This is a genomic window from Streptomyces sp. NPDC001903, from assembly GCF_042891345.1.
Classification (GTDB): domain Bacteria; phylum Actinomycetota; class Actinomycetes; order Streptomycetales; family Streptomycetaceae; genus Streptomyces.
In genome coordinates this window covers 276,497-303,312 of the sequence record NZ_JBIASZ010000011.1, presented here as the reverse complement: position 1 = coordinate 303,312, position 26,816 = coordinate 276,497, and the positions used below count along the sequence as shown (strand labels likewise).

At 73.4% G+C, this 26,816-nt stretch carries 14 protein-coding genes; 5 read left to right on the top strand and 9 right to left on the bottom strand.

Going from position 1 to position 26,816, the window contains the following annotated elements:
• Positions 1-152: 152 nt before the first annotated feature.
• Positions 153-548 (bottom strand): VOC family protein, encoded by a 396-nt coding sequence (locus tag ACFYZS_RS24790; RefSeq protein WP_389016454.1) that lies wholly within the window; start codon positions 546-548, stop codon positions 153-155.
• A gap of 59 nt (positions 549-607) precedes the next feature.
• On the opposite strand from ACFYZS_RS24790, the gene ACFYZS_RS24785 reads away from it, so the two are divergent.
• Together ACFYZS_RS24785 and ACFYZS_RS24780 are read left to right on the top strand one after the other, a co-directional pair.
• The gene (locus ACFYZS_RS24785; protein WP_389016451.1) at positions 608-1,051 is read left to right on the top strand and encodes a MarR family winged helix-turn-helix transcriptional regulator; all 444 of its coding nucleotides are present in this window, start codon (positions 608-610) and stop codon (positions 1,049-1,051) included.
• A 97-nt stretch (positions 1,052-1,148) separates the two neighbouring features.
• A complete protein-coding gene (locus ACFYZS_RS24780; protein ID WP_389016448.1) occupies positions 1,149-1,403 on the top strand; it encodes a phosphopantetheine-binding protein in 255 nt (84 codons plus the stop codon).
• A gap of 10 nt (positions 1,404-1,413) precedes the next feature.
• Here ACFYZS_RS24780 and ACFYZS_RS24775 read toward each other — a convergent pair whose 3' ends face one another.
• Both ACFYZS_RS24775 and ACFYZS_RS24770 read right to left on the bottom strand, forming a co-directional pair.
• On the bottom strand, positions 1,414-2,415 hold the full coding sequence (locus tag ACFYZS_RS24775; RefSeq protein ID WP_389016479.1) for a 2-oxoacid:ferredoxin oxidoreductase subunit beta: 1,002 nt from the start codon (positions 2,413-2,415) through the stop codon (positions 1,414-1,416).
• A 40-nt stretch (positions 2,416-2,455) separates the two neighbouring features.
• On the bottom strand, positions 2,456-4,360 hold the full coding sequence (locus ACFYZS_RS24770; protein ID WP_389016476.1) for a 2-oxoacid:acceptor oxidoreductase subunit alpha: 1,905 nt from the start codon (positions 4,358-4,360) through the stop codon (positions 2,456-2,458).
• Between the two features lie 584 nt (positions 4,361-4,944).
• Here ACFYZS_RS24770 and ACFYZS_RS24765 point away from each other — a divergent pair.
• A complete protein-coding gene (locus ACFYZS_RS24765) occupies positions 4,945-5,277 on the top strand; it encodes a PqqD family protein (RefSeq protein WP_389016445.1) in 333 nt (110 codons plus the stop codon).
• A gap of 154 nt (positions 5,278-5,431) precedes the next feature.
• Positions 5,432-8,125 (top strand): AAA family ATPase, encoded by a 2,694-nt coding sequence (locus ACFYZS_RS24760; RefSeq protein WP_389016442.1) that lies wholly within the window; start codon positions 5,432-5,434, stop codon positions 8,123-8,125.
• Positions 8,126-8,196: 71 nt separating this feature from the next.
• Here ACFYZS_RS24760 and ACFYZS_RS24755 read toward each other — a convergent pair whose 3' ends face one another.
• The 3 genes from ACFYZS_RS24755 to ACFYZS_RS24745 form a co-directional block, all read right to left on the bottom strand.
• On the bottom strand, positions 8,197-11,088 hold the full coding sequence (locus tag ACFYZS_RS24755; RefSeq protein WP_389016439.1) for a hypothetical protein: 2,892 nt from the start codon (positions 11,086-11,088) through the stop codon (positions 8,197-8,199).
• Positions 11,089-11,161: 73 nt separating this feature from the next.
• Positions 11,162-11,533 carry a hypothetical protein gene (locus tag ACFYZS_RS24750; RefSeq protein ID WP_389016436.1) on the bottom strand — a complete coding sequence of 124 codons (372 nt, stop codon included), beginning with the start codon at positions 11,531-11,533 and terminating at the stop codon, positions 11,162-11,164.
• A 173-nt stretch (positions 11,534-11,706) separates the two neighbouring features.
• Positions 11,707-13,200: an AMP-binding protein gene (locus ACFYZS_RS24745; RefSeq protein ID WP_389016433.1), complete on the bottom strand. Its 1,494-nt coding sequence runs from the start codon at positions 13,198-13,200 to the stop codon at positions 11,707-11,709.
• Positions 13,201-13,339: 139 nt separating this feature from the next.
• Between ACFYZS_RS24745 and ACFYZS_RS24740 the strand changes: the two genes are divergently transcribed.
• Entirely contained in the window at positions 13,340-13,597 is a 258-nt protein-coding gene (locus ACFYZS_RS24740; protein ID WP_389016431.1) for a phosphopantetheine-binding protein, read from the top strand.
• A gap of 45 nt (positions 13,598-13,642) precedes the next feature.
• Here the strand turns inward: ACFYZS_RS24740 and ACFYZS_RS24735 are convergent, their stop codons facing one another.
• Genes ACFYZS_RS24735 through ACFYZS_RS24725 form a run of 3 tightly spaced genes read right to left on the bottom strand, consistent with a single transcriptional unit; the run spans position 13,643 to position 26,796 of the window.
• Positions 13,643-14,596 carry an ACP S-malonyltransferase gene (locus tag ACFYZS_RS24735; protein WP_389016428.1) on the bottom strand — a complete coding sequence of 318 codons (954 nt, stop codon included), beginning with the start codon at positions 14,594-14,596 and terminating at the stop codon, positions 13,643-13,645.
• The gene (locus ACFYZS_RS24730; protein WP_389016426.1) at positions 14,583-15,509 is read right to left on the bottom strand and encodes a proline iminopeptidase-family hydrolase; all 927 of its coding nucleotides are present in this window, start codon (positions 15,507-15,509) and stop codon (positions 14,583-14,585) included. The genes ACFYZS_RS24735 and ACFYZS_RS24730 overlap by 14 nt, the downstream gene beginning before the upstream one ends.
• A 7-nt stretch (positions 15,510-15,516) precedes the next feature.
• Positions 15,517-26,796 (bottom strand): SDR family NAD(P)-dependent oxidoreductase, encoded by an 11,280-nt coding sequence (locus ACFYZS_RS24725; RefSeq protein ID WP_389016474.1) that lies wholly within the window; start codon positions 26,794-26,796, stop codon positions 15,517-15,519.
• Positions 26,797-26,816 lie beyond the last annotated feature (20 nt).

The window sequence follows — 26,816 nt, the reverse complement described above, 5'->3', positions numbered from 1 at the left end:
CGCTCGCCGCGTTGTCGTCGGTCGACGACGCGAGCGTCGCCTCCTCCCCCTGCCTTCGGCGGGGGGACCCCCACCTCCGCCTTGCGATCACACGCGCCAGACCCCGCCGGCCCCGCCCTCGCGGGCGGACGAAGCTACTTTGACGACACCCCCTAGTAGGACTGGAGTTCCCAGAGGTTGCCCTCGGGGTCGCGGACGTGCGCGCTGCGCAGGGTCGGGCCCCATGCGGGGCGGTCGGCGGGGGTACCCGCCGGGGTGGCGCCCCGGGCCAGGCAGGCGGCGTACGCGGCGTCCACGTCGGGGACGCGGCTGACCAGCATGGCGCCGTCGCCCGGACCCGGGGCGCGGAGCGAGGGGATGGCGGCCGCCATCGCCGTCCGGTCGAACAGCGCGAGCACGCCCTGGCCGTCCACGTCCCAGGAGGCGTACGGGCCTTCGGCGCCGCCGCGCGTGCGGGTCGCCCCGGTCAGGGCGGGCAGCAGGGAATCGTAGAAGCGGAAGCTCTCGCCGAAGCGGGTGACGAGCAGCCGGGGGTGCAGGGCGTCCATGCCGAGCCTCCGATTCAGTAGGGCGACACCAATAGTGGGTGTGACCCTACAATATGGCCATGCTCGCACCCTCGACGCCCCGACTGACCGCGCTCACCCCCTACTTGCTCTCCACGGTGGGCAAGGAGGCCCGCACCCTCGTGGGCGACCGGCTCGCCGCGCGCGGCCTGCGGCTGTGGGACATGGCCGTGCTCGCAGCCCTGGCCGACCACGGGCCGCAGCCGCAGCGCGATCTCGCCCGGCGGCTGGACCTGCACCCGAGCGATGTGGTCAAGGTCCTCGACGGCCTCGCCGGGCTCGGCTACGCCGACCGGGAGCGGGACTCCGCCGACCGGCGCCGCGTCCTGGCGAGCATCAGCCAGCCGGGGCGGCGGCTCCTGGAGGAGCTGACCGCGCAGACCGCGGCCGTGGGCGACCACCTGCTGGCCCCGCTCGACGAGGCCGAACGAGCCACCCTGCACGCACTCCTGCTCCGCGTACACGCACACGCCACCCCGGCCTGATCCGAACGACACCCCGTAGGGGGTGTTACGGGGTTACCCGTGGCGGCCCGTGCTTCTAGCGTCACTTGCCCACCACGCGAGAGACGGGGAGTCCACCATGGCCGCCTGGGACCGGCGATTCGAGGATCTGCTGCGCGAGTACCTGCCCTTCCTCCCGGAGGGCGAGCCGCTCTTCCCCGACACCGGCCTGCGGGAGGCCGGCCTGGACTCGCTCGGGACGGTCGAGCTGCTGGGGGCGCTGGAGAGTGCGTACGGCGTCCGGTTCGTCGACGACGCGCTGAGCCCCGAGACCTTCGCCAGGCCGGACGTGCTGTGGGCCGCGCTGGAGAGGGTGTCCCGGGCGGCCCACTGACGGCCGTGGCTCAGGCGACGACCGTCCACGTGTCGTTGCCCGCCATGACGCCGGCCAGGTCGCCCTTGCCCTTGCTGTCGACGGCCGCCTGGAGCTGCTCCGCCATGAGCGTGTCGTAGACGGGGCGTTCGATGTCGCGGAAGACCCCGATGGGCGTGCGGTGGAGGGTGTCCGCGTCGGCGAGGCGGGAGAGCGCGAAGGCCGTGGTCGGGGACTTGGCGTGGGCGTCGTGGACGAGGACCGCGGACTCGTTCTCCGGCGTGACGTCCACGACGTCCAGGTCGCCGGTGGCCGGGTCGCGTACGACGCCCTTGTGCCCGTCGACGCCGAAGCGGATCGGCCGGCCGTGCTCCAGCCGGATCACCGCCTCCTGGGCGGTCTGCTTGTCCTTCAGGACCTCGAAGGCGCCGTCGTTGAAGATGCTGCAGTTCTGGTAGATCTCCACGAGGGCCGTGCCCTGGTGGTCGGCGGCCGCGCGGAGCACCTCGGTGAGGTGTTTGCGGTCGGAGTCGACGGTGCGGGCGACGAAGGTGGCCTCGGCTCCGAGGGCGAGCGAGACGGGGTTGAAGGGGGCGTCGAGCGAGCCCATCGGGGTGGACTTGGTGATCTTGCCCACCTCGCTGGTGGGCGAGTACTGGCCCTTGGTCAGTCCGTAGATCCGGTTGTTGAAGAGCAGGATCTTGAGGTTGACGTTGCGGCGCAGGGCGTGGATCAGGTGGTTGCCGCCGATGGAGAGCGCGTCGCCGTCGCCGGTGACCACCCACACCGACAGGTCGCGGCGCGAGGTGGCCAGCCCGGTGGCGATGGCCGGGGCGCGGCCGTGGATCGAGTGCATCCCGTAGGTGTTCATGTAGTACGGGAAACGCGAGGAGCAGCCGATCCCCGAGATGAAGACGATGTTCTCCTTCGCCAGCCCGAGCTCGGGCATGAAGCCCTGGACGGCCGCGAGCACGGAGTAGTCGCCGCAGCCGGGGCACCAGCGGATCTCCTGGTCGGAGCGGAAGTCCTTCATCGACTGCTTGGCCTCGGCCTTCGGCACGAGGTTGAGGAGCTCACTGGCCACGGTTCGCCTCCTGAATGGCGTCGGCCAGCTGTCCGGCCTTGAACGGCATGCCGTTGATCTGGGTGAAGGAGATGACGTCGACGAGGAAGTCGGCGCGCAGGAGCCGGGCGAGCTGGCCCATGTTCATCTCGGGGACGACCACGCGCTCGTAGCGTCCGAGGACCTCGCCGAGGTTCTTCGGGAAGGGGTTGAGGTGGCGCAGGTGGGCCTGCGCGATGGCCTCTCCGACCGTGCGGAGCTCGCGGACGGCGGCGGTGATGGGGCCGTAGGTGGAGCCCCAGCCCAGGACGAGGGTGCGGGCGCCGTCCGGGTCGTCGACCTCCAGGTCGGGGACGCGGATCCCGTCGATCTTGGCCTGGCGGGTGCGGACCATGAAGTCGTGGTTGGCGGGGTCGTAGGAGATGTTGCCCGTGCCGTCCTGCTTCTCGATGCCGCCGATGCGGTGCTCCAGCCCCGGCGTGCCCGGGACCGCCCACGGACGGGCCAGGGTCTGCGGATCGCGCTTGAACGGCCAGAACACCTCCGTACCGTCCGCCAGTACGTGGTTCGTGGTCGTCTGGAACGGGACGCGGAGATCCGGCAGCTCCTCCACGTCGGGGATCCGCCAGGGCTCGGAGCCGTTCGCCAGGTATCCGTCGGAGAGCAGGAACACCGGCGTGCGGTAGGTCAGCGCGATCCGCGCGGCGTCGAGGGCCGCGTCGAAGCAGTCCGCCGGGGTCCGGGGGGCCACGACCGGCACCGGGGCCTCGCCGTTGCGCCCGTACATCGCCTGGAGCAGGTCGGCCTGCTCCGTCTTGGTCGGCAGACCCGTCGACGGGCCGCCGCGCTGGATGTCGAGGATGAGCAGCGGCAGTTCCAGGGAGACCGCGAGGCCGATCGTCTCGGATTTGAGCGCCACGCCGGGTCCGGAGGTGGTCGTCACGCCGAGGGCGCCGCCGAAGGCCGCGCCGAGCGCCGCCCCGATGCCGGCGATCTCGTCCTCGGCCTGGAAGGTCCGCACGCCGAAGTTCTTGTGCTTGCTCAGCTCGTGCAGGATGTCCGAGGCCGGGGTGATCGGGTACGCGCCCAGGTACAGCGGCAGGTCCGCCTGCCGGCTCGCCGCGATCAGGCCGTACGACAGGGCCAGGTTCCCGGAGATGTTCCGGTACGTGCCGGCCGGGAAGGCCCGGGTCGCCGGGGCCACCTCGTAGGAGACCGCGAAGTCCTCGGTGGTCTCGCCGAAGTTCCAGCCGGCCCGGAAGGCCGCCACGTTCGCCTCGGCGATGTTCGGCTTCTTCGCGAACTTCTGCCGCAGGAACGCCTCCGTACCCTCCGTCGGGCGGTGGTACATCCAGCTCAGCAGGCCCAGCGCGAACATGTTCTTGCTGCGGCCGGCCTCCATGCGGGACAGCCCGAAGTCCTTCAGCGCCTCGATCGTCAGGGACGTCAGCGGCACCGGGTGCAGCTGGTAGGCGTCGAGGGAGCCGTCCTCCAGCGGGGAGGTCGCGTAGCCGACGCGGGTCATGCTGCGGTCGGTGAACTCGTCGGTGTTGACGATGATCTCGGCGCCGCGCGGGACGTCCGCGATGTTCGCCTTCAGCGCCGCCGGATTCATCGCCACCAGTACGTTCGGGGCGTCGCCCGGCGTCAGGATGTCGTGATCGGCGAAATGCAGCTGAAAGGACGAAACCCCCGGCAGGGTGCCGGCAGGGGCGCGGATCTCGGCCGGGAAGTTCGGCAGCGTGGAGAGGTCGTTCCCGAAGGAAGCCGTCTCCGAGGTGAACCGGTCACCGGTGAGCTGCATGCCGTCACCCGAGTCACCCGCGAAACGGATGATCACCCGGTCGAGGCGGCGTACTTCCTTGGGCCCTTCCTTGGACCCTGTCCCGCTCTGACTGGGGACGGCGTCGGTGATGACGGGCGTGGGCGGATTCACCTGGTACCTCCGAGGATGAGCAGGGCAGGGGCAAGCCTCGCGAACCGCGATCGCGTCAGACTCGACCGCCCGTTGAGCGGCCGCAGCGGCTCTCGGTCCTCGGCGCGGACGGGCTCGCCGCCCCGCCCAGGGCCGCTTGAGAACGGGTGGAGAACGGGTGCAGAAACGGTCGGGGCGGGGCGCGGGCCGGGGATCAATTCCGGGCACCCGGTTTTTCGGCTCCCCTTTCGACCGGAAGCCCGCACACAATTCGGCCAGGCGGCCGTCTTCCGGTTTGGGCCGGTGATTTCGGGTGATGGCCAGCTGACCGCCCGGGCCGACGCTGCGCGCGTACGGTCCTTTCCATCGGAATGGGGGCGGTATTCCGCCGGATCCGCCGCTCGGGCGCCGGTTCGCTCCCCCTATCTCCGCCCGGGCGCCCTCACCCCTCCGTAGGGGGTCGGCGCAAGCCGCCACCCCAGAGTGCGGCGGCCGCCATGGATCCCGAGGGCGTTCACCCATAGCTTGAGGTGTCCTCGATCGGCTGCTGCCGACAGTTCCCGGATCCGGCAGTGGAGGTGGCCGTGCGCGTCCGACCGACGCCTGGTGTGGTCGCCGCCTCAGTGGACGAGGACGGCTGTCTGGAGCTCCACTCCGCGTACGCGGCGGGTTCCGGTGGCGGTTCCCCTGCCGGTGGCGGCGGCGGTTCCGCCGCCGGTCCCGGGCGCTTCCGGTGCGGACCGGTCGGCACCGCCATGTGGATACTGCTGCGCCGCCACGACGGCGATGCGGGAATTGCCGCCGACGTGCTCGCCGAATTGTGGAACACCGCACCGGAAAACGCGCGGGCCGATCTCGACATCTGGGTCGAGGAAATGCGCGACGCCGGTCTGCTGTGCGTACAGCCGGCGCCCTGACGCGCCCCCGCCCGACGCACTGGCCGGTTTCCGTCCCGATCTCCGCTTCTCCTCGACCTGCTCTGTAGCACGCGGGCTCCATCCTGTCCTGGGTCAGGGGCGGGTGCACCGGTCGGTGGACCGGTGGGTGGACCGACGGATCGCGGGGGCGGCTATGACATTGACGGGCAGGGAAGCCGGAATCGAACTCCTGGAGACGGCGCTCGCGGACTGCGTCGCGGGGCGGTCCCGGATCGTCCTGATCGAAGCCGGCACGGGATGCGGCAAGAGCGCGCTCGTCGACCTCGTCGCCGAGCGGGCCGCGGCGGCCGGCGCGCTGGTCCTCTACGCGGTCGGCGCGCCCGAGGAGCAGCAGGTGCCGCTCGGCGTACTGCGCCAGCTGGTCAACAGCGAGCAGGTCTTCGCCCTGCCGAAGCCCTCCGAGGGCCCCGGGGCGCCCTCGCGGGTCGAGGCGATGCAGGCGTTCTGCGCGGAGCTGCGCGAACTGAGCCTGGACTGCCCGGTCGTGCTGTGCGTGGACGACGTCCAGTACGCCGACCGCGAGTCGTTGCAGTACGTGCAGTACCTGGCCCGGCACGCGCGCACCGCGCCGGTCCTCGTCGTGGTGGCCGGCGCCGTGCACGCCCCGGCGCAGGACCCGGCGTTCACCACCGAGCTGATGCGCCAGCCGCACTTCCGGCGGATGCGGCTGGAGCGGCTGACCGCGGCCGAGGTGGCCCTCGTACGGGGCCGGCAGGAGGGCTCCGCCCGTGCCGCGGAGGCCGCCGAGCTGCACCGGATCAGCGGCGGCAATCCGCTGCTGGTGCGTGCGCTCCTCGAGGAGGCGGCGGGCCGGGAAGCTGCGGGCGGCGAGGCTGCGGGCAGGGAGGCTGCGGGCGGGGAGGCGCCCGGGGAGGCCGCCGCCGGCCCCTGCGCCCCCTCGTCGCCCTCCCCCGAGCCCGGTGGGCCGTTCGCCCAGGCCGTGGCGACGTGCCTGCGCCGCAGCGGCCCCGACGGACTCGCGCTGGCCCGCGCCGCGGCGCTGCTCGGCGAGCAGGCGACCGCCGCCCGCGTCGCCCGGCTGACCGGCCTCGACGCGGCGGCGGCCCGCCGCGGGCTGGCCGCGCTGGAGGCCTCGGGACTCCTGGAGGGCCCGCCGGACGGCCCGCCGGAGGGCCTGGGGTTCCGCCACCCCGCGGCGCGCGCCGCGGCCCTGGAGGAGTGCGGTCCGCGGACCCGGACCGCGCTGCACCGCGAGGCGGCCCGGGTGCTGGGCGAGGACCGCGGGCCGGTACTCGCCGTGGCCGGGCACCTGCTGGCCGCCTGCGCCGAGGAGCGGCCCCTGGACTGCGGTCCGGCCGAGGTCGCCGTACTGCGGGACGCCGCCGAGGAGCTCCTCGTACGGGGCGACGCGCGCGAGGCGGCGCGGCTCCTGGAACTCGCCGCGCAGGGGCGGGGCGACGAGCACGCGGAGCGCGGGGTCCGGGTGCGGCTCGCGCAGATCACGGCCCGCTTCGATCCGGCCGCCGCGGAGCGGCAGTTGGGCGCCCTGCTGGAGCAGGCGCGGGCCGGGTTGCTGGACGCCGAGCAGGTGCAGCCGCTGGCCGGGCTGCTGCTCGCGCAGGGGCAGCTCGCCGAGGCGGCCGCCCTGCTGCCGGCCGCCGTCGGGGAGCCGGCCGCCTCGCCGCTGGACACCCTGGTGGACACCACGGCCGCGGTGGGCGAGCGGCTGCTGCACTCGGCCCGGCTGACGGATGCCACGGTGGCGCCGCTCGCCCAGGCCGTACGCTCGCTGCTCTGCTCGGAGCACCCCGAGCGGGCCGTGCCGTGGAGCCGGAACCTGCTGGAGGAGGCCCGGCGCTGCCAGGCGCCGGGCTGGAGCGCGGTGTTCGCCGCGCTGCACGCCGAGGCCCTGCTGCGGATGGGCGATCTGCGCGGTGCGCACGCGCACGCGACGGCGGCCCTGGAGGCGCTGCCGGAGCGCGGCGGGAGCTTCCCGTGCGCGCCGGCCGCGGTGCTGATCCGGGCGTGCACGGCGATGGGCCGGTTCACGGAGGCCTCCCGGCTCGCCGACCGGCAGGTGCCGAAGGGCCTGCTCACCGGCCTGCACGGGCTGGCGTTCCTGCGGGCCCGCGGCCAGTACCGGCTGGCGGTCAATCAGCCGCACGCGGCGCTCGCGGACTTCCTCGAGGCCGGGCGGCTCATGGAGGACGGCCGGGTGGACCGGCCGGCGTTCCTGCCGTGGCGTACGGACGCGGCGGAGGCGCTGCTGAGGCTGGGCGAGGCGGCGCGGGCCGAGCAGCTCGCCCTCCAGCAGCTCGCCCTGCCCGACGCGCAGCGGCCGTACGTACGGGGCGTCTCGCTCCGCATCAAGGCGCTGGCCGGCGACCCCAAGCGGCGTGCGGCCGTCCTGGGGCAGGCGGTCGAGTCCCTGCACCGCTCCGGGGACCGGGTGGAGGCGGCGCGGGCGATGGCGGAGCTGGGCCGGGCGCTGCAGGCGGACGGTTCGCCGGCGAAGGGCAGCGCGATGATCCGCTCGGCGTGGAACCTGGCGAAGGAGGCGGAGGCCACGGCCCTGTGCCGGGAGATCCTCCCCGACGCCCCCCTGGCCGCCCCGGCCACCCGGGACCGTGCCCCGGCGGAGGCGGCGCCGGCCGCCGGCACCACGGCGAAGCTCAGCAGCTCGGAACAGCGGGTGGCGACGCTGGCGGCCCAGGGCCTGACGAACCGGGAGATCTCGGCGAAGCTCTACCTGACGGTCAGCACGGTCGAGCAGCACCTGACCCGCGTCTACCGCAAACTCCAGATCACCTCCCGCGGCGACCTCCCCACAGGCCTGGACCCCCTCCCCCACCCCACCCCGGCCTGACCCCGCCGAGGCCCCGGCGGCGCCGCCTCGCGCCGCCGGTCAGGAGGTGCAGGCGCCCGGCCGTCGCCGGATCAGCCCTGTTCGTCGTCGAGCAGTGCGAGGGCGCCGGCCATGACCTCGTGTTCCAGGGCAGCCGTCCACCGCTCGAACGCCTCGTCGGCGGCCGCCCAGCTCACACGGCCGCCCAGGAGCAGGCGGTCGAGGGCTCGGCCGATGCCGTAACCGATGGCCGCCGCCGCGGCGGGCAGGACGAACGTCCCCGAACATGCCACCGCCAGATCCCAGCCGCCGAACTCGTCCGGCGGAGCCCTGCCGAACAGGCTGTCCATGATGGCGAGGAGCCCGAGCGCGAGGAACATGACGGCCACGACCACGTACATGACGCCGACCGTCGCCGCCACGCCGGATCGCCGGTCGTCGCCCATGGCCCACAACGGTGCGGCCAGGAGGGCGAGTACGAGACCGGCGCAGAGGACCACGTCGAGGAAGCCGACAGGCTCTCCGCCGCGGAAGAGCACCTGTGCGAGCGGGCTGGTGCCGAGGAGGAGCCATACCAGGACGAGCGGGAGGTAGTGCCTGCTCTTGGGATCGGCGTCGTCGGCGGCGCGGGTGTCCTCGAGCACGGCCCGGTACGCCTCCTCGTGACCGGACACCTGCGACAGAAAGGCGGACCGCCCGGCCGTGAGGGATCCCCGCAGGCCCTCCTCCCCCAGGTCGGGGCGGAGGGCCAGTTTCCGGCGGATGCCGCGGCGGGCCACGGTCTCGTTCAGCACCACGTCGAAGAGGGCGTCCGGCCTGTCGGATCCGCTGGCCCACGGGCCGGACGTGCGGGTGGACGCGGGCTCGTCGACCGGCTCGTCGGCGAGGGCGACCTCGGCCGCCGAGCGGATCGTGGAGTGCGCGAACCGGTACCCCACGCCGGTGGCCACGAGAAGGCCGTGCTCCGTCGCCGTGGACAGGAACGCCGAGAGCCGCCAGGGCACGCCGTATTCCAGCCTCAGCCTCAGGCGGTCCATCACATGCCGCATCAGTGCGAATCCGCCGGACACCGTGAACACGCAGAAACCGGCGAAGGCCGAGTCGCCCGACCACTGGCCGAGCGCGAACTCCTTCGTCCCCGCCAGATCCGCACACCACCACGCCGCCGCCGCGTAGGCCGGGCCCAGCACTGCTGCGGCCGCCAGCCCCCGCAGCAGGACGCGCGGCAGGGACCGTCTCGGCTCGGCCGCCGTGCCACGGATCCAAAATGTGGCCAGGCCGGCGCCACATCCCACGGCCAGGAGCGCGGCCGCCATGACGGCGGCGACGACCGCGGCCGTCCCGAACGGCAGGCTGGTCATCAGCGCGTAGACGAACGTCACCGTGTACGCCAGGGCCGCCGTCCTCAGCGGTGGGCCCCACTGCATGGGCAGGACGTGGGTCCAGCGCCCGACCCAGCGCAGGGCCGGCGCCTCCAGCAGCCCTCCGTACACCTGGGTGTACCAGAGCATGAGCAGGGACCAGCCGAACAGCAACAGGACGCCCGGGGCCAGGGAGTACGCATGGGTGCTCACGACGATCCCTGCGATCGCGAGGTCCCGCAGGATCTCCTGCCGTACCTGGGGCGCGAAGCGGCGGGCGCCCAGGACACGGGCTTCGGCCGGGTCCGAGGCGGCCAGCAGGGTGACGCCGTCGAAGTACTCCTGTCTGCTGCACCTCATGGCTTCCGCCAGGCCGCGCAGTCCGCGCTTCAGCTTCGGGTCCGCGCTCACCTTCGGCAGGGGCGGCACGGGTTGGTCCGGAGGCCGGGTTTCCCGCGCCTCGAGGGCGGGGTCCGGCCCCGGCAGCAGGCTGTGCACGTAGTGCCGCAGGACCGTGTACTGCTCGCGTACGTACTGTCTGGCCTGCGCCGACTCCCACGTCGCCGGCAGGTGGCGGGGGTCCGGCGAAATGACCGCGAACTGCAGGACTTCGTCGCGGGAGGGGGAATCCCAGTCGCCGGGGTCCACGGACGCCAGCACCGCCAGCATCAGCGGGGTGGTGCACCACTGCCTGATGCCGGGGTTGTCGGCGAGCAGGTCCTGAACGGCCCGGTGGCGCTCGCCTCCGAGGGAGGCGAGCGCCGCGTCCAGGAGCGTGCCGGTGAGGGGCTGGATCCGGAGGGTGCCGGTGAGGGCCGAGGCCAGGCCGAGGGCGTCTGCCGTCGCGTCGCGGCTCGCCGCGACCATCGGCTGCCCCGGATGACTGCGACGATGCCTTTTGATCGCCGCTGCCCATCCCGCCACGTGGGCCTCGGCGACGGCGTCCAAGCCCTCCAGGCACGGGACGACCAGGCCGAGGTGCATCACGGCCGCGGCTTCGGCGTCCTTCAGGTGGAACCAGGCGGTCACCCGGGCGATCAGCCATCGCGCCACGTCCTCGGGGGCGGGGCGGTCGTGCGGTACGACGACCGGTACGGGTACGGGTGTCCAGGGGTCGCCGTCGAGCAGCAGGTCCTTCATCACGCGCAGCATGAGGATCGACTTCCCGGCCCCCGGCTCGCCGAGGATCAGCAACTGTTGCGCGGACCGCTCGAACACGTCGCGCGGCGGGGTGCCGGGGGGAAGTGCCGTCGGCCGGTCGCTGCCGACGGCGAGCGTCATCGGGACGCCGATCAGGTCCAGCCGCTTGCCCGCGTCCTTGAGCTGGGGCTCGACCCACCCGCGCATGATCGCGTCGGCCATGCGCGGGCGCCGGATCTTCCACAGTGCCGGGACCCCGGGGCTTGCGTGTGCGTCCTTGCGGGAACGCCACTGCTGCACCACGGTGATGTTCTCGATGTGGCCCGTATTGGAGACGGATCCGTGGGAAGCGCTCGCGTTCCCGGTCCCGGACACGTGGACCGTGGTGCCGGGAGCGTCTGCGGTGTTGGTGACCGGCTTCTCCTCGTCGGCGGCGTGGCCGGACGGGTGCGGGTCCTGTCGGCGGTCGTCTCCTGGTTCCATGAGCTGGACGTCCTTCGCCTTCGGCTGCCGCCGATGTCGACCGTCAGGTGCCGGGGCCGGGTGGCCGGGGGGGTCAGGTGTGGTCGATGCCGCTGACGGCGCGGCTGCCGTCGCCGGTGCCGACGGCGTTGCCGGTGTCCTCGGCCTTCGCCGAGCCGCCGCCCTGGCCCGGCGGGTGCCTGATGCCCGAGACTGCGCTCGCGCCACCGCTCGCGTCGGCCGTTCCGGTCCGTACGGCCGTGTCGTCCGTGCGGCCCGTACGGCCCGTACGGACGGAGGAGGGCTGGAGCAGCGCCCAGATGAGGGCTGCGATGCCGACGGCGGCCTGGATCGAGGCCCCTGTGAGCTGCCCCGCGTCGGAACCGTCCAGCACCCAGATCAAGGGGGTGGAGCCCGCTGCCGCCATGGCCACCACGATGACCGCGACCTTCCGCGTACGCGACATGCCGACCCCCCTGCCCTGGACCCCACCCGTGGCCTGAAACAGCCGACGGCGCACCAATTCGTATTGTTTCCCGACTACTTGCTCCGAAACAGCGAACCGACGCGCCCCGCCCGCGGAACGCCGAACGGCCCCACCGGGGCGGTGGGGCCGTTCGGTCGGGGGGCGCGGAGGGGTCAGGCGGCGCGGCGGCGGGGGGTGAGGAGGGATTCGGCTCGGGCGGCGAGGACCGGGCGGTCCACCTTGCGGTTGGAGTTCAGGGGGAACTCCGGGACGTGTTCGAAGCGGCGGGGGAGCATGCCGTGCGGGAGGACCTCGCGCAGGCTCCGGGCCAGTGAGGCGGGCGGCTGGATCTCCCCCGTGTAGAAGACGACCAGTTCGGTGCTGCCGTCCACCGGGCGGGCGACCGTGACCACGTCCTCCACGCCCTCGACGGCGCGCAGCGCGTGGTCGACCTCGGCGAGCTCGACCCGCCAGCCCTGGACCTGGACCTGGGAGTCCAGGCGGCCGAGGTAGATCAGGTCGCCGCCGGGCAGCCGGCGGACCCGGTCCCCCGTGCGGTACCAGACGCGGCCCTCGCGCTCGACGAAGCGGCCGGCGTCGTCCTGCGGGTCGAGGTAGCCGGTGGCCATCTGCGGGCCGGTGATCAGCAGTTCGCCCTCGGTCCCGGTCTCGGCGCCCTCCTCGTCGAGGAGGACGTGGTCGTGGCCCGCGTGGACGGCGCCGATGGGGACCAGGCCGTTGACCGCCTGGCCGGGCGAGGTCCGCGGGTCCCAGCGGTAGGCGGTGATGGTGACGGTGAGCTCGGTCGGCCCGTAGATGTTCTCCAGGGTGGAGGACGGTGCGGCGGCCTGCCAGTCGGCGGCGTCCTGGGCGCGCAGCGCCTCGCCCGCGAAGAAGCTCCAGCGCAGGGTGGGCATGGACCCCGGGGTCAGGCCGCCCATCCGGCGGATGAGGCCGATGGCGCTGGGGGTGGAGAACCAGACGGTGATCCCGCGCTTTTCCAGGTGGGCCGGCATGTCCAGGTAGGCGCTGGGAGGTACGACGTCGACGACTCCGCCCGCGCCCCAGGCCGAGAACAGGTCGAACATGCCGCAGTCGAAGTTCAGGTCGAAGGTCTGGGTGAAGACGTCCTCGGGGGTGAAGCCGTAGCGGGCGTCGAGGAGCTCGAAGTAGTGGTGCGTGCTGCCGTGGCTGATCGGCACGCCCTTCGGGCGGCCCGTGGAGCCCGAGGTGAACAGCATGTAGGCCACGTCGGAGGGCGCCGCGTCGCGGGGTTCCGCGAGCGCCTTCGCCGGATCCGGCTCGACCAGCGGGATGTCGACGTCACCCAGGGCGGCGCGGCCCTGGTCGTCGACGATCAGGGCCGCCGCGGCGGAGAGTTCCAGCATGCGGCCGGTGCGGACGGCGGGGAAGTCGGGGTGCAGGGGCACCACGGTGGCGCCCGCGTAGAGCCCGCCGAGGATGCCGGCGTACGCGGTCACGCTCTTGCCCGCGAGGACGCCGACGACCTTGGCGGAGCCGATGGAGCCCGCCCAGGTGAGGGCCTGCTCGTGCAGCTCCCGGTAGGTGTACGACTCGGCGCCGATCCGCAGGGCGGGGCGGTCGGGGGACAGGGCCAGCCCGCGGCGGAAGCGCTCGTACAAGGCCTGGCGCTTGGTGTCAGACATGATCACTCCGAAGGATCCGAAAGAGATGTGTGCGTGCGTTCTTCGCGGGTTAGGGGTCCGGCCGGGGTTCCCGGGGTCTCGTCGGCCGTCCTAGCGTCATGTGCTTGGGAAACGTCAACCGACACAAACTGGGGTCACCATGGGCTGGGACAACAACTTCGAGGAACTGCTGCGGGAGTACCTGCCGTTCCTCAGCGCGGACGAGCCGCTTGAGGCCGACACCGATCTGCGGGCCGTGGGGCTGGACTCCCTCGGCGTGGTGGAGCTCCTGGGGTCCCTGGAGGGGACCTACGACGTCCGCTTCGTGGACGAGGCGCTGTCCCTGGAGACCTTCGCCACCCCCGCGGTGCTGTGGGAGCAGATCCAGAAGCTGGCCTCCGGGGCGGCCGCCGGCTGATCGCCGCAGCTCCCGCCCGCGCCGCCGCGGCCGCGGCCGCCGCCCTCAGGCGGCGGTCGCGGTCCGGCGGCGCGGCCGCATGGCCAGGCGCGGATTGACGGGTACGACCTTGAAGTTGCGGGTCGCCGCCCCCACCCGGCCGAACAGGGCGTCCTGCCCGGCCACGTAGAGGGTTCCGACGCCCTTGTCGCGCAGCGAGCCCAGCACGCCCGGCCAGTCGACCGGCCGGACGCAGCCGTCCAGCAGCAGGTTCCGTACCTGCTCGCCCGTCGTGAGCACCGCTCCGTCCTGGTCGGCGACGACCGGCAGGTGCGGGTCGCGGAAGGACAGACCCGCCAGGACCTCCTCCTCGACCCGCCGGCGCAGCCCGCCGAACGCGGGCGAGTGCAGCGGCGGCTCCATCACGTACAGCGGCATGCCGCCGAGCGCCCGCAGGCGCTGCTGGAGCCACTCCAGCCGGGACTTGCGCAGGGTGAGCATCGCGAAGTCCTCGTCCACGACACAGGTGACGTCGTGCCACTCGCCCTGCTCGGTCAGCTCGGCCCGGATCTCGTCCAGCCGGGCGCGCGGGGTCCGGGCGAAGGACTGGGTGGCGACCTCCTCCGGGTGCTCCTCGGCGAAGTACGCGTCGAGCGTGTGCGCGAAACGCGCCGTGAAGCGGACGCCGTCGGCGAAGGACAGCGCACCGGAGTGCACGGCGGCGGCCTTCTCGCCGAAGCTCAGGCCGGTGCAGAAGGCCGGCTGCTCCTCGAACTCGTGCTCCACCCACCGGGCGAGGGCGAGGCAGTTCACGAGGAACGCCACCTGCGCGTATGCGGAGTAGTCCCCCTCGGCCTGCTTGAACCGCTCGAAGAGCGAGTAGCCGAGGACCTCGTCCGCCTCCGCGAAGAGCTCGCGGGCGAACGGGTTGACCAGCATGAACTTGGCGACCTCGGCGAACGGGACGGGGCCCATGCCGGGGAAGACCAGGGCGCTGCCCGTGCGGTCAGACGGCTCCATGGCCCACCGTCTCCTTCTCCTTCGCGAGGGAGCCGAGGAACTCCCTCATCACCTGCTGGAACAGTTCCGGCTCCTCCAGGTGGGGGAGGTGGCTGGACTCCTCGAAGATCACCCACCGGACGTCGGGGATCAGGTCCTGGAACGGCTGGACCGTCGCCGGGGTCGCCTCGTCGTGGCGTCCGGAGATGAGCAGCGTCGGCACGGCGACCTGCGGGCAGTAGTCGGTGACCGACCAGTCCTTGAGGGTGCCGTTGACGTGGAACTCGCTCGGACCGTTCATCGCGTAGTACACCGTCGGGTCGTTGTAGACCTCGTAGAACGAGGCCAGGTAGTCCCGCGGCCACGGCTTGAGCCGGCACACGTGCTTCTCGTAGAAGGGGCGCATGGCGTTGTGGTACTCGTCGCTGTCCGTGGTGCCGGCGGCCTCGTGGCGCAGCAGCGTCTCGTTGACGCCGGGCGGCAGGTCGGCGCGCAGCCGCTCCGCCTCCTGCAGCCACAGCGGGTACGAGGCCGGGGCGTTGGCGATGACCAGGCCGCGCAGGCCGGCCGGGCGGGCGGCCGCGTACTTGGTGACGAGGAGGCCGCCCCAGGACTGCCCGAACAGGACGTGGTTGTCGGCGATGCCGAGCTGGTTCACCAGGTTCTCGAGCTCGTCGGCGAACAGCTCCGGGGTCCAGAAGTCGGCCCCCTTGTCGGGCAGGTGGGTGGAGCCGCCGTTGCCGAGCTGGTCGTACAGGACGACCGGGCCGGTGTGCGCCGCGAGCTCCTTCAGGTTCTTGAGGTAGTCGTGGGTGCTGCCGGGCCCGCCGTGGACGACGACGAGCGCGGGCTGCTCCGACTGGAGGTCACCGGTGACCTGGTACCAGGTCTCGTACGGGCCGAAGGGCACGGTGCCTTTGGGTTTGAGTGCCACCGTCGTCTCACATCGCTTTCTGGGTGTTCGGGTGGGCGGTCTGTGCGTCGTCGTCGAGCCACTCTTCGAGCACCTGGGCGGTGTCCTGCGCGCGCTCCTCGACGATCGTGAAGTGGTTCGCGGCTACGGGGCGCAGCGTGTGGGCGGGCTCCCACGGCTCGGCCTTGCCCTGGGTGAGCTCGGGCGAGGGGTCGTCGCCGTCCGGTACGAAGGACTGGGTGCACTGGACGAACAGGACGGGCGCCGCGACGGAGTCGAGGGGCAGGTTCGGTACGAGTTCCACCCAGCGGCCCATGGCCGAGAGCCTGGTGGTGTCGAACTCCCCGAAGGCCGCTTCCTTGTCGAACATGCCGAGCGCCAGGCCGTCCATCGGGACGCCCTCGCTCTCGCCGTCGTGGACGTTGTAGGTGTCGAGCAGGACCACGCCGTGCGGGCGGATGCCGTACGCGCGCTCCAGGTGCCCGGCGGTGGCGTAGGCGAGGGTGCCGCCGGAGGAGTAGCCGATCAGGACGAACGGCTCGTCGCCCGCGGCCTCCAGGACGGTACGGGCGAGGCCCTCGACGGCCGCCTGCGGGGTGGCCGGGAGGCTCTCGCTCGCGTCGAATCCGAGGATGGGCAGGGCGGAGACCTTCCGCTTGCCCTGGAGGTGGGAGACCAGGCGCGCGTGCTGGTAGGCGCCGCCCGTCGCCATCGGCGTGTTGACGAAGATCAGGTGCGGGCCTTCCGCACCGTCGCCGTCCGCGAGCCGCGCCGCGGCCGGTACGCGCTCCAGCTCGGCCGCCGTCTCGAAGGACGGCCGGACGGCCGCGGCCGCGCGCAGCAGGTCGAAGCCCTTGTCGGCGTGTCCGGCGACCACGGCGCCGTGGAACAGGTCGCGCAGGGTCTCCCCCGCGCCCCGGACCGGCCGGGCGGCGGCCGGGGCGGAGCCCGGGGCCGACGGGCTGCCGGAGGCGGAGGCCTCGGTGGCGCTCGTACGGGGGGCCTGCTCGGCGTACTCGGCCAGCAGCACCTTGGCGAGCTGGGCCGGGCTGTGGCTGTCGAACACCACCATCGGGGACAGCCGGAGCCCGGTGTCCTTCATGAGGGCGTTGCGCAGCTCCATCGCGCTGAGCGAGTCGAACCCGGACTCCAGGAAGCCCCGCTCGACGTCGATGGCGCTGGGACCGGCGTGGCCCAGGAGGTGGGCGGCGCGGCGCTGCACGAGCTCGCGCAGGGCCGCTTCCTGCTCGGCCTGCGGCGCCTGGCCGATGCGGAGCCAGATGAGCTCCGTCTCGGCGCTCTTGGCCCCGGCACTGCGGCGCTGGACGGGGGTGGTGGCGGGCCGCAGGAGTGCGGGCAGCCGGTCGGCGCGCGCCTGCAGGGCGGTGCGGTTGACGTGGAGCGGGACGGTGGCGGGCCGGCCGGAGGCGATGGCCGCGTCGAAGAGGGCCAGTGCCTCCTCGGCCCGGAGCGGCGGCAGGCCTTGCCGCTCCATGCGCTTCACGTCGGTCTCGGAGACGTACTGGCCGAGGCCGGTGCCCGCCCAGAGCCCGTAGGCGAGGGACTGGGCGGCGAGGCCCTGGCCGTGGCGGTACGTGGCGAGGGCGTCCAGGAAGGTGTTGGCGGCGGCGTAGTTGGCCTGTCCGGCGGCCATGGTGAGGCCGCCGGCGGAGGAGATGAGGGCGAACAGGGGCAGGTCGAGGTGGTGGGTCTGCTCGTGCAGGTGCCAGGCGGCGTCCGCCTTGGGGGCGAGGACGTGGTCGAGGCGCGCGGGGTCCATCGTCGCGATGAGCCCGTTGTCGCCGGTGCCCGCGGCGTGGACGATGCCGGTGAGCGGGTACTCGGACGGGATCGAGGCCAGCAGGGCGCTGATGTTGGCCGGGTCGGCCACGTCGCAGGCGGTGAGGGTGATCTCGGCGCCCAGCTCGGAGAGTTCCTCGGCCAGCTCGATCGCGCCCTCGGCGTCGGGGCCGCGCCGGCTGGTCAGGACGAGGTGGCGGGCGCCGTGCTCGGTGACCAGGTGCCGGGCCAGGTGGGCGCCGATGCCGCCGGTGCCGCCCGTGATCAGGACCGTGCCCTCGGGGTCGAGGGCCACCCGAGCCTCGGCGGTCGCGGTGACCGGGGCGAGGCGCGGGATGCGGATGCCTTCGGCGCGGACCGCGCTCTCCGGCTCGCCGGAGGCGATGACGGCGGCCAGGCCCTCGCCGGTCCCGGTGAGGTCGGTGAGCTGGATGCGGCCCGGGTTCTCCGCCTGGGCGGCCCGTACGAGACCCCACACCGGGGCCTGGGCCAGATCGATGGTCTCGTCGGCGCCCACGACCACGGCGCCACGCGTCGCGACGACCAGCGTGGTCTGCGCGAACCGCTCCTCCGCCAGCCACTCCTGGACGACCGCCAGCGTCCGCGCACTCGCGGAACGCACCGCCTGCGGCAGCGGACCCTCCCCGTCCGGGACGTGGAAGACCACCGCACCGGTCAGCTCTCCCTCGGGCAGCTCACCCCACATGTGCTGCTCGGCCACCACCTCGGCGGGCGCGGCCAGCGGACGCCACCCGATCTCGAACAGCGACTCCGGCCGCCCCCCGCTCAGCTGCTCCTGCGACACGGGGCGGAACGTCAGGCTCTTCACCGACAGCACCGGGGCGCCGGCCGCGTCGGCCGCGTCCAGGGACATCGTGTTCTCGGACGTCCAGGAGATCCGTACGCGCAGCGCCGTGGCGCCGACCGCGTAGAGGGACACGTCCTCCCAGAAGAACGGCAGCAGCGGCTGCGCGGCCCCCTCGGAGTCCTGGTCGGAGGCCTGGCCTCCGATGCCGAGTGCGTGCATCGTGGCATCGAGGAGGGCCGGGTGGACCCCGAAGCTCTCGGCGTCGCCGTGTGCCTGCTCGGCCAGTTCGATCTCGGCGTAGATGTCCTCGCCGGCGGTCCAGGCGGCCGTGAGGCCCTGGAACACCGGCCCGTAGTGGTAGCCGCGGCCCTGGAGCACCTCGTACGTGTCGCTCACGTCCACCGCGGTGGCGCCGGTGGGCGGCCAGACGGTGAAGTCCGTGCCCGCGGCGGCCGGACGGGTGCCGAGCAGGCCGTCGGCGTGCAGCAGCCAGGGGGTGTCGGCCGGTGCGTCCTCGTGGCGCGAGTGCACCCGTACGGTCCGGCGGCCCGTGTCGTCGGGCGCGCCGACCGACACCTGGAGGGCGACTCCGCCGTGCCGGGGCAGTACGAGCGGTGCCTGGAGGCTGAGTTCCTCCAGGACCGGGCAGCCGACCTGGTCGCCCGCCTGGAGCGCGAGCTCGACGAAGCCGGTGCCCGGCAGCAGCACGCTGCCCAGCACGTCGTGGTCGGCGACCCAGGCGTGCGTGCCGGCGGCGAGGCGGCCGGTCAGCACGGCCTCGTCGGATCCGGCCAGGGTGATGGCCGCGCTGAGCAGGGGGTGGCCGACCGAGGTCTGGCCGTGGTGGGCCACGTCGGTGGCCGGGGTGGCCTCCAGCCAGTACCGCTCGTGCTGGAAGGCGTACGTCGGCAGGTCGACGCGCCGTGCGCCGGTGCCGTCGTAGAAGGCCGTCCAGTCGATGCGGGTGCCCGCGCCGTGCAGGTGGGCGAGCGCGGTCAGGAGGCTGCGGGCCTCGGGGCGGTTGCGGCGCAGGGCGGGCTCGATGACGGTGGCCTGCCCGTCCAGGGAGACCTGGGTGAGGGCGGTGAGGATGGCGTCGGGGCCGAGTTCGAGGAACCGGGTGACGCCCTTGCCGTGCAGGTGCCGGACGGTGTCGGAGAAGCGGACGGCCTCGCGCAGGTGGCGGGTCCAGTAGTCCGGGGTCCCCCAGTCCTCGCTTATCTCGCCGTGGACCCCGGAGACCACCGGGATCCGGGCGGGCTCGTACGTCACGCTCTCGGCCACGGCCCGGAACTCCGCCAGCACCGGGTCCATCAGCGGCGAGTGGAAGGCGTGCGAGACCCGCAGCCGCGTCGTCTTGCGGCCCTGCTCGGTGAACGCGGCCCGGATCGCCTCGACGGCGTCCTGCGCACCGGAGACCACGATCGAACGCGGGCTGTTGATCGCCGCGATCCCGACCGTGTCGGTCAGGTGCGGGAGGATCTCCTCCTCGGTCGCCTGGATCGCGGCCATGGCGCCACCCGCGGGCAGGGCCTGCATCAGACGGCCGCGCGCGGCCACGAGCCGGGCCGCGTCGTCCAGGGAGAGCACACCGGCCGCATGCGCGGCAGCGATCTCACCGATCGAGTGACCGGCCAGGAAGTCGGGCCGCACACCCCAGGACTCCACCAGACGGAACAACGCCGTCTCGATCGCGAACAGAGCCGGCTGCGTGAACGCGGTGCTGTTCAGCAGCTCCTCGTCGGAGCCCCACATCACCTCGTACAACGGCCGTTCCAGATGCGCGTCCAGCGCCCCGACCACCGCGTCCAGAGCCTGCGCGAACACCGGGAACGCCGTGTGCAGTTCACGCCCCATGCCCAGCCGCTGCGCGCCCTGACCGGTGAACAGGAAGGCCGAGCGGCCCTCCCGTACGAGGCCCTGGACCACGCCCGGCTCCGCCGAGCCCTCGGCGAGGGCCGCCAGGCCCGCGAGGAGCTCCTCGCGGTCCGCGCCGACCACCGCGGCCCGGTACTCGTGCGCGGTGCGCGAGGTCGCCGTCGAGAAGGCGAGGTCGGTCGGCGCGACCTCCTCGTGGTCGGCGAGGTGCGCCCGCAGCCGCTCCGCCTGGCCGGCCAGGGCCTCGGGGGACCGGGCCGAGAGCACCACCGGTACGACGGGCAGCTCGCGCGGAGCCTCGTCCGCGGGGACCTCCGGGGCCGCCGGGGCCTCCTCCAGGATCACGTGCGCGTTCGTGCCGCTGAGGCCGAACGAGGAGATGCCCGCGCGGCGCAGCCGCTCGCCCGCCGGCCATGCGACGGCCTCGGTCAGCAGCTTGACGTTGCCCTCGGACCAGTCGACGTGCGGGGTCGGCTCGTCGACGTGCAGGGTCTTCGGCATCAGACCGTGGCGCAGTGCCTGGACCATCTTGATGACGGCGGCGACACCGGCCGCGGCCTGCGTGTGCGCGATGTTCGACTTGAGGGAGCCGAGCCACAGCGGCTTGTCCTCGTCGCGGCCCTGCCCGTACGTGGCGAGCAGCGCCTGCGCCTCGATCGGGTCGCCGAGCTTGGTGCCCGTGCCGTGCGCCTCGACCACGTCGACGTCGGCCGTGGTCAGTCCGGCCTTCTCCAGCGCGCTCTGGATGACGCGCTGCTGCGAGGGGCCGTTGGGCGCGGTCATGCCGTTCGACGCGCCGTCCTGGTTGACGGCGGAGCTCCGGATCACGGCGAGCACGGGGTGGCCGTTGCGGCGGGCGTCGGAGAGCCGCTCGATGACGAGGACGCCGACGCCCTCCGACCAGGCGGCGCCGTCGGCGGCGCCCGCGAAGGACTTGCAGCGGCCGTCGGCGGCGAGGCCGCGCTGGCGGCTGAACTCGACGAACATGTCGGGGCTCGCCATGACCGCGACACCGCCGACGAGCGCCATCGAGCACTCGCCGGAGCGCAGCGACTGGGTGGCCAGGTGCAGCGAGACGAGGGACGAGGAGCAGGCCGTGTCCACGGTCATGGACGGACCTTCGAGGCCCAGGGTGTACGAGACGCGGCCCGAGATGAGGCTGCCGCCGGTGGTGGCCGCGGCCTCGGTGCCCTGCCCGTAGTCGTGGTACATCACGCCCGCGAAGACGCCGGTCCTGCTGCCCTTGAGGGTGTGCGGGTTGATGCCGGCCCGCTCGATGGCCTCCCACGAGACCTCCAGGAGCTGCCGCTGCTGGGGGTCCATGATCAGCGCTTCGTTCGGGCTGATCCCGAAGAAGTGCGGGTCGAAGTCGCCCGCCCGGTAGAGGAAGCCGCCTTCGTTGGCGTACGTCTTCCCCGGTACGCCCGGCTCCGGGTCGTACACGTTCTCCACGTCCCAGCCGCGGTCGAGCGGGAAGCCGGAGACGGCGTCCCGGCCCTCGACGACGAGCTGCCACAGCTCCTCGGGGGAGGTGACTCCGCCCGGGAGGCGGCAGCTCATCGCGACGATCGCGATCTGGTCGTCGTCCCCGTCCGCCCGCGTACGGGCGACGGCGTCCGCCGGACGCGTGGCCGCGCCCTGCGCCGCTCCGCCGATGGACTCGCCGATGTACCGGGCGACGGCGCGCGCGTTCGGGTAGTCGAAGACCAGGGTGGCGGGGAGCCGGAGCCCGGTGGCCGCCTTCAGCTGGTTGCGCAGTTCGACGGCGCTGAGGGAGTCGAACCCGAGCTCCTGGAAGGCCCGGTCGGGCTCGATGGCGTCGGCCGACTCGTGGCCCAGTACGGCGGCCACCTGGGTCCGCGCCAGTTCGAGCAGGGCCTGGTCGCGCTCCTCCTCGGTCTTCCCGGCGAGGCGCGCCGCGAGCTCGTGGGCGGCGCCCGCTCCCCCGCCGCCGGCGCTCGCGCGGACGTTGCGGCGCTGCGGGCCGCCGGGGGTGGCGGAGCGCAGGAGCGCGGGCAGTTCGTCGGTACGGGCGGCCAGGGCGGCGCGGTCGACGTGGAGCGGGACGGTGGCGGCCCGGCCGGAGGCGTACGCGGCGTCGAAGAGGGCGAGGGCCTCCTCGGGCTGGAGCGGCGGGAGGCCCTGCCGCTCCATGCGCTTGACGTCGGTGTCGGTGATGTACTGGCCCATGCCCGTGCTCGACCAGAGGCCGTACGCCAGGGACTGCGCGGCCAGGCCCTCGGCGTGGCGGTGGACGGCCAGGGCGTCGAGGAAGGTGTTGGCGGCGGCGTAGTTGGCCTGTCCGGCGGCGAGGGTGAGGCCGCCGGCGGAGGAGATGAGGGCGAAGAGCGGCAGGCCCAGGTGCTTGGTCTGCTCGTGGAGGTGCCAGGCGGCGTCGGCCTTCGGGGCCAGGACCGAATCGAGGCGCTCGGGGTCCATGGTGGCGATGAGCCCGTTGTCGCCCGTGCCGGCGGCGTGGACGACGCCGGTCAGGGGGTGCGCGGACGGGATCGACGCGAGGAGCGTGGTGATGTTGGCCGGGTCGGCCACATCGCACGCCGTGATGGTGACCTCGGCGCCCAACTCGCCCAGCTCGGCGGCAAGTTCGGCGGCCCCTTCGGCATCCGGGCCGCGCCGCGAGGTCAGCACCAGGTGCCGGGCGCCGTGCTCGGTGATCAAGTGGCGGGCGAAGTGGGCGCCGATACCGCCGGTGCCGCCGGTGATCAGGACGGTACCGGCCGGGTCGAGGGCGATCGGGCCCTGCGCCGACTCCAGCGCCGTCACGGCCGTGAGGCGCGGGATGCGCAGGCCGTCGGCGCGGACCGCGCTCTCCGGCTCGCCCGAGGCGATGACCGCGCCGAGACCGTCCGTGACCGAGGTCAGGTCGGTGAGCCGGATCCGGCCCGGGTTCTCCGCCTGCGCGGCACGCACCAGGCCCCACACGGGCGCCTGGGCGAGGTCGATGGCCTCGGCGGCCGCGTCCACGACCACCGCCCCGCGCGTCGCGACGACCAGCGTCGTCTCCGCGAACCGCTCCTCGGCCAGCCACTCCTGAACGACCGCCAGCGTCTGCGCGGCGGCGGAGCGCACCGCCCCGGGCAGCGAGCCCTCGGTGTCCGGCACGTGGAAGACCACCGCACCCGACAGCTCGCCTTCCGGCAGCTCACCCCACACGTGCTGCTCGGGAGCCGCGTCCGCCGCCGATGCCGCCGCCGGACGCCACGCGATCTCGAACAGCGACTCCGGGCGGCCCGCGCTCAGCTGCTCCTGCGACACCGGGCGCGACACCAGCGAGCCCACCGTCAGGACCGGCTGCCCCTCGGCGTCGGCCACCGTCACGGTCACCGTGTTGGGGCCGGAGGGGGCGATGCACACGCGCAGCGCCGGGGCGCCCGCCGCGTGCAGGGCCACGTCGTTCCAGGAGAACGGCAGGACCGTCGATTCGTCCGTGCTCGACCCGTCGTCGATCAGCGCCACGTGCATGGCGGCGTCGAGGAGGGCCGGGTGCAGGCCGTACCGCGCGGCGTCGGCGTGCGCCTGCTCGGGGAGGGAGACCTCCGCGTAGAGCGATTCGCCGGAGGTCCACGCGGCCTTGAGGCCCTGGAACACCGGCCCGTAGTGGTAGCCGCGCTCCAGCAGGAGCTCGTACGCCCCGTCCACCGTCGTCGGGGTGGCACCGGGCGGCGGCCACTCGGTCAGACCGGCGGCCGGCAGGCCCGAGCCGCTGACCAGGGTGCCTTCCGCGTGCCGCGTCCAGAGCGGCTCGGTGGAGTTCTCGTCGCGGGAGTGGATGGTGACCGTACGGCGCCCGGATCCGTCGTCCGCGCCGAGCCAGACCTGTACGGCGGCTCCGCCGTGCTCGGGCAGGATCAGCGGGGCGTGCAGGGTGAGTTCCTCGACCGCGTCGCAGCCGACCTGGTCGCCGGCCCGGATGGCGAGCTCGACGAAGCCGGTGCCCGGGAAGAGGATGCTGCCGAGGACGTCGTGGTCGGCCAGCCAGGGCTGGGCGTCGACCGAGAGCCGTCCGGTCAGGACGACCTCGCCGGAGTCCGCGGAGGCGATCGCCGCGCTCAGCAGCGGGTGTCCGACCGTCTCCAGACCCGCGGAGCCGAGGCCGGGGCCTTCGCCGGTCGTGGCCTCCAGCCAGTACCGCTGCTGCTGGAAGGCGTACGTCGGCAGATCGGCCCAGCGGTCCTCGGTGGCACCGAAGTAGGCGGCCCAGTCGACGGGGATGCCCTGGTTGTGGGTGCGGCCGACGGCCGCGAGCAGCTCGCGGGCCTCGGGCCGCCCGCGGCGCAGCGTGGAGATGAAGGCGGTGCCCTCGACGTCGCCTACGGTCGCACTCGCCAGCGCCGTCAGGATCGCGTCCGGGCCGAGCTCGACGTACGTCTCGACGCCGCGGTCCTGGAGGTACCGGACGGTGTCGGAGAAGCGGACGGCCTCGCGCAGGTGGCGGGTCCAGTAGTCGGGGGTGCCCCAGTCCTCACTGATCTCGCCGTGGACCCCGGCGACGACCGGGATCCGGGCGGGCGCGTAGGTCACGGACTCGGCGACGGCGCGGAACTCGGCGAGGGCCGGGTCCATGAGGGGGGAGTGGAAGGCGTGCGAGACCCGCAGCCGGGTCGTCTTGCGGCCCTGCTCGGTGAAGGCGGCCCGGATGGCCTCGACGGCTTCCTCCGTGCCCGAGACCACGATGGAACGCGGGCTGTTGATCGCCGCGATCCCGACCACATCGGAGACGTACGGAAGGACTTCCTCCTCGGTGGCTTCGACGGCGGCCATGGCCCCGCCGGCCGGGAGCGCCTGCATGAGGCGGCCGCGCGCGGTGACCAGGCGGGCGGCGTCCTCCAGCGAGAGGACCCCGGCGGCGTGCGCCGCGGTGATCTCGCCGATGGAGTGCCCGGCCAGGAAGTCGGGCCGCACGCCCCAGGACTCCACCAGCCGGAACAGCGCCGTCTCGATCGCGAAGAGCGCCGGCTGGGTGAACGCCGTGCTGTTCAGCAGCTCCTCGTCCTCGGCGGACTCGCCCCACATCACCTCGTACAGCGGCCGGTCCAGGTGCTCGTCCAGCGCCGCGACCACCGCGTCGAGAGCCTCGGCGAACACCGGGAACGCCGCGTGCAGCTCACGCCCCATCCCCAGGCGCTGCGCGCCCTGGCCCGTGAACAGGAAGGCCGACTTGCCCTCCCGTGCCTGGCCCTGCACCACACCCGCGGCACCACCGCCCTCGGCGAGGGCGGTCAGGCCCGCGAGGAGCTCCTCGCGGTTCTCGCCGATGACGACGGCCCGCTCGTTCAGCCGGGCGCGCCGGGTGGCCAGCGCGCGCCCGGTGACGGCGAGGTCCGCGTCGTCCAAGGTCTCCAGGTGCGTGATCAGCCGCGCCGCCTGCGCGCGCAGCGCCTGCGCCGACCTGCCGGTCAGCGCCCAGGGCACCAGCCCCGGCACGAAGGCGGGGGCCGCGTCCTGCGGCTCGGTCTCCGCCTCGTCCTCGGTCTCGGCGGGCGCCTCCTCGACGATGACGTGGGCGTTGGTGCCGCTGAGGCCGAAGGAGGAGATGCCGGCCCGGCGCGGGCGCTCCCCCGCCGGCCAGGCGACCGGCTCGGTGAGCAGCTTGACGTTGCCGGCCGTCCAGTCGACGTGCGGGGTGGGCTCGTCGATGTGCAGGGTCTTGGGCAGGACCCCGTGGTGGATCGCCTGCACCATCTTGATGACGCCGGCGACGCCGGCCGCGGCCTGGGTGTGGCCGAGGTTGGACTTGAGGGAGCCGAGCCACAGCGGCTTGTCCGCGTCGCGGTCCTGCCCGTAGGTGGCGAGCAGCGCCTGCGCCTCGATCGGGTCGCCGAGGGTGGTGCCCGTGCCGTGGGCCTCCACGACGTCGACGTCGGCCGTCGTGAGGCCGGCGTTCTCGAGCGCGCTGCGGATCACGCGGCGCTGCGAGGGGCCGTTGGGGGCGGTGAGGCCGTTGGAGGCGCCGTCCTGGTTGACGGCGGAGCCGCGCAGGACGGCCAGCACCTGGTGGCCGTTGCGGCGGGCGTCGGAGAGGCGCTCCAGCAGGAGTACGCCGACGCCCTCCGACCAGCCGGTGCCGTCGGTGGCCGCGGCGAAGGACTTGCAGCGGCCGTCCTTGGCAAGGCCGCGCTGGCGGCTGAACTCGACGAAGACCTCGGGGGTGGACATGACGGCGACGCCGCCGGCCAGGGCGAGGGTGCACTCCCCCGCTCGCAGCGCCTGCGCCGCGAGGTGCATGGCGACGAGGGAGGAGGAGCAGGCGGTGTCGAGGGTCACGGACGGGCCCTCGAAGCCGAAGGCGTACGAGACGCGGCCGGAGGCGATGGAGCCCGTCGCGCTGTTGTACGCGTAGTCGTGGTACATCATCCCGGAGTAGACGCCGGTCCGGCTGCCCTTGAGGGTGTGCGGGTCGATGCCGGCCCGCTCGAACACCTCCCAGGAGGCCTCCAGCAGCAGGCGCTGCTGCGGGTCCATGATCAGCGCCTCGTTGGGGCTGATCGAGAAGAGGGCGGGGTCGAAGCGGTCCGCGTCGTGCAGGAACCCGCCCTTGTTGACGTACGTGGTGTTGGGGCGCTCGCCCTCGGGGTCGTACAGGCCCTCGACGTCCCAGCCGCGGTTGACCGGGAACTCCGAGACGCCGTCGCGTCCCTCCTCGACGAGCTGCCACAGGCTTTCGGGAGAATCCACCCCGCCCGGGAAGCGGCAGCTCATGGCGACGATGGCGATCGGCTCGCGCGCGGCGGCCGACAGGTTGCGGTTCTGCGTCCGCAGCCGGGCGGTCTCCTTCATGGATGCCCGGAGTGCGTCGAGCAGTTTCTGGTCAGAATTGGACA